This window comes from Yoonia sp., assembly GCF_017854565.1.
GTDB lineage: Bacteria > Pseudomonadota > Alphaproteobacteria > Rhodobacterales > Rhodobacteraceae > Yoonia.
In genome coordinates this window covers 1-5,730 of record NZ_JAFMHJ010000090.1, presented here as the reverse complement: position 1 = coordinate 5,730, position 5,730 = coordinate 1, and the positions used below count along the sequence as shown (strand labels likewise).

Annotated in this window: 4 protein-coding genes and 1 pseudogene; 2 read left to right on the top strand and 3 right to left on the bottom strand. The window is 56.9% G+C overall.

Features of this window, described 5'->3' with window-relative positions; all coding sequences use genetic code 11:
• Both QZ196_RS17135 and QZ196_RS17130 read left to right on the top strand, forming a co-directional pair.
• On the top strand, positions 1–214 hold a 214-nt coding region (locus tag QZ196_RS17135; RefSeq protein ID WP_296428564.1), incomplete at its 5' end, for an integrase core domain-containing protein.
• A 40-nt stretch (positions 215–254) separates the two neighbouring features.
• Positions 255–665 (top strand): annotated as a pseudogene (locus QZ196_RS17130) (ATP-binding protein); the annotation flags it as partial.
• 236 nt (positions 666–901) lie between these two features.
• On the opposite strand, the gene QZ196_RS17125 reads toward QZ196_RS17130, so the two are convergent.
• The 3 genes from QZ196_RS17125 to QZ196_RS17115 form a co-directional block, all read right to left on the bottom strand.
• Complete coding sequence (locus QZ196_RS17125) at positions 902–1,774, bottom strand: NAD(P)-dependent oxidoreductase (RefSeq protein WP_296428563.1); 873 nt, start codon at positions 1,772–1,774, stop codon at positions 902–904.
• Positions 1,775–1,812: 38 nt separating this feature from the next.
• Complete coding sequence (locus tag QZ196_RS17120) at positions 1,813–3,705, bottom strand: acyl-CoA synthetase (protein WP_296428562.1); 1,893 nt, start codon at positions 3,703–3,705, stop codon at positions 1,813–1,815.
• 113 nt (positions 3,706–3,818) lie between these two features.
• The gene (locus QZ196_RS17115) at positions 3,819–5,612 is read right to left on the bottom strand and encodes an ABC transporter transmembrane domain-containing protein (protein WP_296428561.1); all 1,794 of its coding nucleotides are present in this window, start codon (positions 5,610–5,612) and stop codon (positions 3,819–3,821) included.
• Positions 5,613–5,730 lie beyond the last annotated feature (118 nt).

Sequence of the window (5,730 nt, the reverse complement as noted above, 5' to 3'; positions counted from 1 at the left end):
CCCGCCACGATACGCCGCCCTTCAAATCACGCCATCACCCAAATTCCCGCATAGCGCTACGGTGCGGCACGAATGGCTCGACCAATACAGCATAGACTCCGTTGAGGAGGCCCAAGACGACGCCACAAAATGGCTCTGGACTTACAACAACGACCGCCCCAACATTGGCATCGGCGGCATCACCCCCGCCATGAAACTGAAAATGGCCGCGTAAGTTCTACGGTCGCACCCCGCTAAAAATGGGGAGACTACCCTTCGACTTCGCCGCCAGTGAGATCAACGAGGCCACGGTGCGCCAACTTCATCGGGGAGAGTTCATGGATGGTGCCCAGAACGTCGTGCTGATCGGGGGCCCTGGGACTGGCAAAACGCATGCCGCGACAGCCCTTGGCGTGCAGGCTGTCGAGCATCACGACGTTCTGGGCACCATCCATTTGCTGAGTAAACTCTACGAACGGACAAGCGCCGTCATCACCACAAACCTGAGCTTCAGCGAATGGGCCACCGTCTTTGGGGACCCCAAGATGACGACCGCACTCCTCGACCGCCTGACCCACCGCTGCCACATCCTTGAGACCGGCAACGACAGCTTCCGCTTCAAAGCCAGTGTAGCCGTAGCGGCACGGAAAAGGAGGGAGGACAATGATGTCTTGACCCAAGCCTGACCCCCGAAACATGACCTAAAGGTGGCTCACTTCTCGATGGAAAACCCGGCTCACTTCTGCGCGGAAACCAACACACAGGGCCTCGGCGGTGACCAAGCCCGCCGTGTGCAGTTCCGACCGAAGTCTGGCGCCGCCCGGCAATTACAAATTGCAGGACCAGCGCCCATGGTAGAAACGGTCAGACGACACGCACCACCGGTCAACATCATCACGCTATTTTAGCGATAACGACGCAGTTAGTCGAATGCCTGCAACCGTTTCAGCAAAGAGGACGTATCCCAACGCCCCCCACCAAGCTTCTGAACATCTTTGTAGAACTGATCAACCAACGCGGTCACGGGCAGGCTGGCGCCATTTTCATTGGCTGTATCAAGGCAGATACCCAGATCTTTGCGCATCCAATCAACCGCGAACCCATGCGCAAAATGATCGTCCAACATCGTCTCATAACGATTTGACATCTGCCAGCTTCCTGCGGCGCCTTGGCTGATCACCTCGACAACGGCACGGCCATCAAGTCCTGCTTTTTGGGCAAAGTGGAGCGCCTCGGACAGACCTTGGACCAAGCCAGCGATCGCAATTTGGTTGCACATCTTGGTCATCTGCCCTGCGCCACTTTTGCCAATGCGGCGACATATACGCGCATAGGCGGCAATGACTGCTTCCGCCTTGTCATAGCTGTCCTGTGCGCCACCACACATTACCGACAAAACCCCATTTTCCGCACCCGCCTGCCCGCCTGAAACTGGCGCATCCACGAACGCAATGCCGCGTTCGGCGGCGGCCGCGTGCAATTCACGGGTTACAGCCGCAGACACGGTGGTATGATCGACAAAAATGCTACCGGCCTTCATACCCGCAAATGCACCATTTTCACCAAGACAAACCGAGCGCAGATCGTCGTCATTGCCGACGCAGGCCATTACCATGTCCGCGCCAGTCGCGGCCTCGGCGGGCGTTTGACCGAATTCGCCACCGTATTGAGAAACCCACGCTTGAGCCTTTGCCACGGTACGGTTATAGACGGTGACCGCGTGGCCCGCCGTCTGCAAATGACCCGCCATCGGATAGCCCATAACCCCAAGACCTATAAATGCAACTTTCGTCATCGACTGTCCTTTTTGCTAATATTTGGTACGGCTCAGGCTCAGACTGACCACTCCCACGGGATCGTAAACGCGCCTAACGCCTTGCCGACGTCTTGATCGGATACTGTGCCTGTTTTAGCAATATGTGCAACAAGACCACGTTTCTTGTCTTCGCTGACAGCACACACCGCAGCATCAACGCCTGCCTTGGCCAACGCATCATCATACACACGCGCAATGGCGCGCTTGCGTAAATCTGGCTTGAATATCTTGCCAACGGCGGTTTTCGGCAGCTCGTCGAGGATTTCAAGAAACTTCGGATGGGCCGCGCGTTCATGGATGTGTTCTTTGGCATAGGCCAAAAGCTCGTCGCTGGTCACGGTCGCGCCATCGACCAGCTCGACGTAGGCGCAAGGGATTTCACCAGAATGCGCGTCCGGTTGACCGATCGCGCCGGCGAATGCGACGGCGACATGTCCAGCCAGTGCTTCTTCGATTTCAGCAGGATCAATATTGTGCCCACCGCGGATAATCAGATCTTTGGCCCGACCTGTAATCCACAGATATCCATCACCGTCCTTGCGCCCCAAATCGCCGGTGCGCAGGTATTGCGCGTCGGATTGGGTACCGGGATAAAAAAGCCCCACGTTCTTGTCTGGTTCCGTGTACGTCCTGCCACTGTAAACGCCGGGATTGGCCACGCAAATTTCGCCTATTTCATCGACCGCTACATCTTTTCCGGTTGCGACCGACACGATCCGCACATCCGTATAAGGAAACGGAATACCGATTGAGCCAACCCGTTTCTCGCCTTCAGGTGGGTTGATAGAGACAAGACAGGTTGCTTCGGTCAGCCCGTAGCCTTCGCAAATCGTCACCCCTGCGGCCGCCTCAAACCGCTTATAAAGCTCAAGCGGGAGCGGCGCCGACCCACAAAAGGCCAGCCGTAGTGTCGAAATATCCGCATCCACTTTGCGTTGCATCAACGCAGACATCGCAGTCGGCACCGTGATCATAAAGGTCACTTTGTGGCGCTCGATCAGTTTCCAGAAGTTATCAAATACCCCTTCGCCACGATACCCCTGCGGCGTTGGAAAGACGATTTCGGCACCCGAACCAAGCGACGCACCCAGCGATACGATCGTTGCAAAGACGTGAAACAGCGGCAGCGGGCACATCTGCACGTCCTGCTCCGTGAACAGCAGACGCGCGCCCAACCAAGCGTTGTAAACGATCCCCGAATAGCGGTGCTGCACGACCTTGGGCATGCCAGTCGTTCCACCGGTGTGGAAATAGGCGGCAACCCGGTCTTGGGTACTGTCCGCAAACGCCAGCGCCGTTGGCTGCTTGTTCAACTCAGTATTGAAATCCAAGACGCGCGCATCATGATTGGTTGGATTCTTCGGGCGGATAAACGGGACAATCAGTCGCTTGACACCAGTCAGATAGCGCAGCAAATCGACCTCAAGCACTGTTTTCACATTGGGCGCAAAGCGGACCGCCTCAGCGGCTTTTTGGGCGACATCCGTTTTCGGAAACGCCTTGAGCGTGACAAGCACCTTTGCATTCGTTTCGCGTAGGATTGCGGCAATCTGCTCGGCGTCCAAAAGCGGGTTGATCGGATTGACAATGCCAGCCACCTGCCCTCCCAAATAGGTCAGGATCGTCTCGGTCGCGTTGGGAAGCAAAAAGGCCACCACATCATTCTCTTCCACCCCAAGCGCGCGGAAAAGATTGGCCGCTTGCGCCGTCCTGTCGCGCAGCTGGTCCCAGCTCAGTGTCTCGCACTGCGCCGTCGGGTCCGAAAGTAGCTGATAGGTGACCGCGTTGCGCGATCCATGTTCTCCGGCCGTCTTGCTTAGCAATGCATAGGTGGTCATCGGCAAATTGCGCGCGTCCCATGGCATTTCATTCTCGATCGCATTGCGATCAGCGACATTCGCATATGGCATGCCGGTCTCCTCCCCTGTTGATCGGCCGCCGGTTCTGGCGCGGCGGCGCGTGCTAAACTATAGCGTGGGCAAATGAGGGATCAATCGCAAGATTGACGCTGCGAAAATTGCAATTATTCCGCAGCCAGACCTTCGGTGAATTGCAGACGCGCCAGCCGTGCATAAAGCCCATCTTGCGCCACAAGGCTGTCATGGGTGCCTTGAGCCACGATCTTGCCGGCATCGAATACGATGATCCTGTCGGCTTTTTTCACTGTCGCAAGACGGTGCGCAACGATCAAAGTCGTGCGGGTCTTAGCCAAATCTTCGACCGCCTTCTGCACGGCACTTTCGCTTTCGGCGTCAAGCGCACTGGTCGCTTCATCCAGCAACAAGATCGGCGTGTCGCGCAGGATGGCGCGGGCAATCGCAATCCTTTGTTTTTGACCACCGGACAACATCACACCACGCTCACCAACATAACTGTCGTAACCCTCGGGAAGGGCCGACAGAAAATCATGGGCGGCGGCGGCTTTGGCAGCCGCTTCGACCTCGGCGTCAGTGGCATCCGGACGGCCAAAGCGAATGTTTTCGCGCGCCGTATCCGCAAAAATGACGGGGTCCTGTGGCACCAAGGCCATATGAGACCGAAAATCAGCGCGGTTCATGTCGCGCAGGTCCACACCGTCAACGGTAACAGACCCCTCGGTAGGATCGTAAAATCGCTGTAGCAGTTGAATAACAGTTGTCTTGCCAGCACCCGACGGACCAACCAGCGCAACAGTCTCCCCCGGCTGCACGATCAGGTCGATCCCATCAAGTGCCGCAACTGCAGGCCTGCCCGGATAACGGAATGTCACATTTTGGAAGACGATACGTCCCGTGCGCACGGCCGGGACAGGCTGTGGCGCAATAGGATCAGAAACCGCATCAGGCGCATTCAACAGTTCAACCAGACGTTCTGTGGCACCTGCAGCGCGCTGCAACTCGCCCCAGACTTCCGTCAAGGCCCCGACCCCCCCGGCGACCATGACCGAAAGAATGACAAATTGCACCAATTCGCCATCGCTCATCAATCCGGCGCGCACATCGCGCGCACCAATCCACAAAACACCGACGACGCCCGAGAAAATCAAGAAAATCACGATCATCGTCATGATCGCGCGGGTCCCTATGCGCTGCTTTGCGGACATAAAACTCCGCTCTGTGACGTCGCTGAATTTCTTCCGACTCATCGCCTCATGGGTGAATGCCTGCACCGTTTGCACCGACAACAATGCCTCCGACGCATTGCCCGAACTTTCGGCGATCCAGTCTTGGTTCGCACGCGACAGCGCCCGCAGGCGGCGGCCCAGCACAACAATGGGGATGATTACCGCCGGTACGATCAACAGCACAAGTCCCGTCAATTTTGGCGAGGTGAACATCATGAGCGCCAATCCACCGAAAAAGATCAGCACGTTCCGCAGCGCAACAGAAACAGAAGACCCGATCACGGACAAAATCAGCGTGGTGTCGGTCGTGATCCGGCTGAGAACCTCGCCGGTCATCACCTTTTCGAAAAACGCCGGCGACATCCCGATCATGCGATCAAAGACCGCGGTCCGAATATCCGCGACAACCCGTTCGCCCAACCGCGTCACAAGATAATAGCGCATCGCGGTGCCCACAGCCAAAAGTGCGGCAACCGCCAAAGCGGCCAGAAAATACTGATCCAGCAATGCGATGTCAGCGGTCTGAAAATTTTCAACCACACGCCCCGCAGCCAAAGGCATGACCAAAGATACCAGCGCAGTCGTCACCAGCGACATAAGCGCCAGAATCATCATACCACGATAGGGTGCCAGAAACGGCCAGAGCGCAGTGAGGGCCCCAATCTTCTTTGAACGCGCACGTTCTTCATCGGATGCTTTGGGTGCGTCTGCCATCGGCGTTTCAATCTGTTGTTCGCAACTGACATAAAACCCACACGCCGCTTTAACAAGGCGCGCAACCGCAAACTATGCGACATCATTTGGCAGGGCGAAAATGGAGCGGGTGACGGGA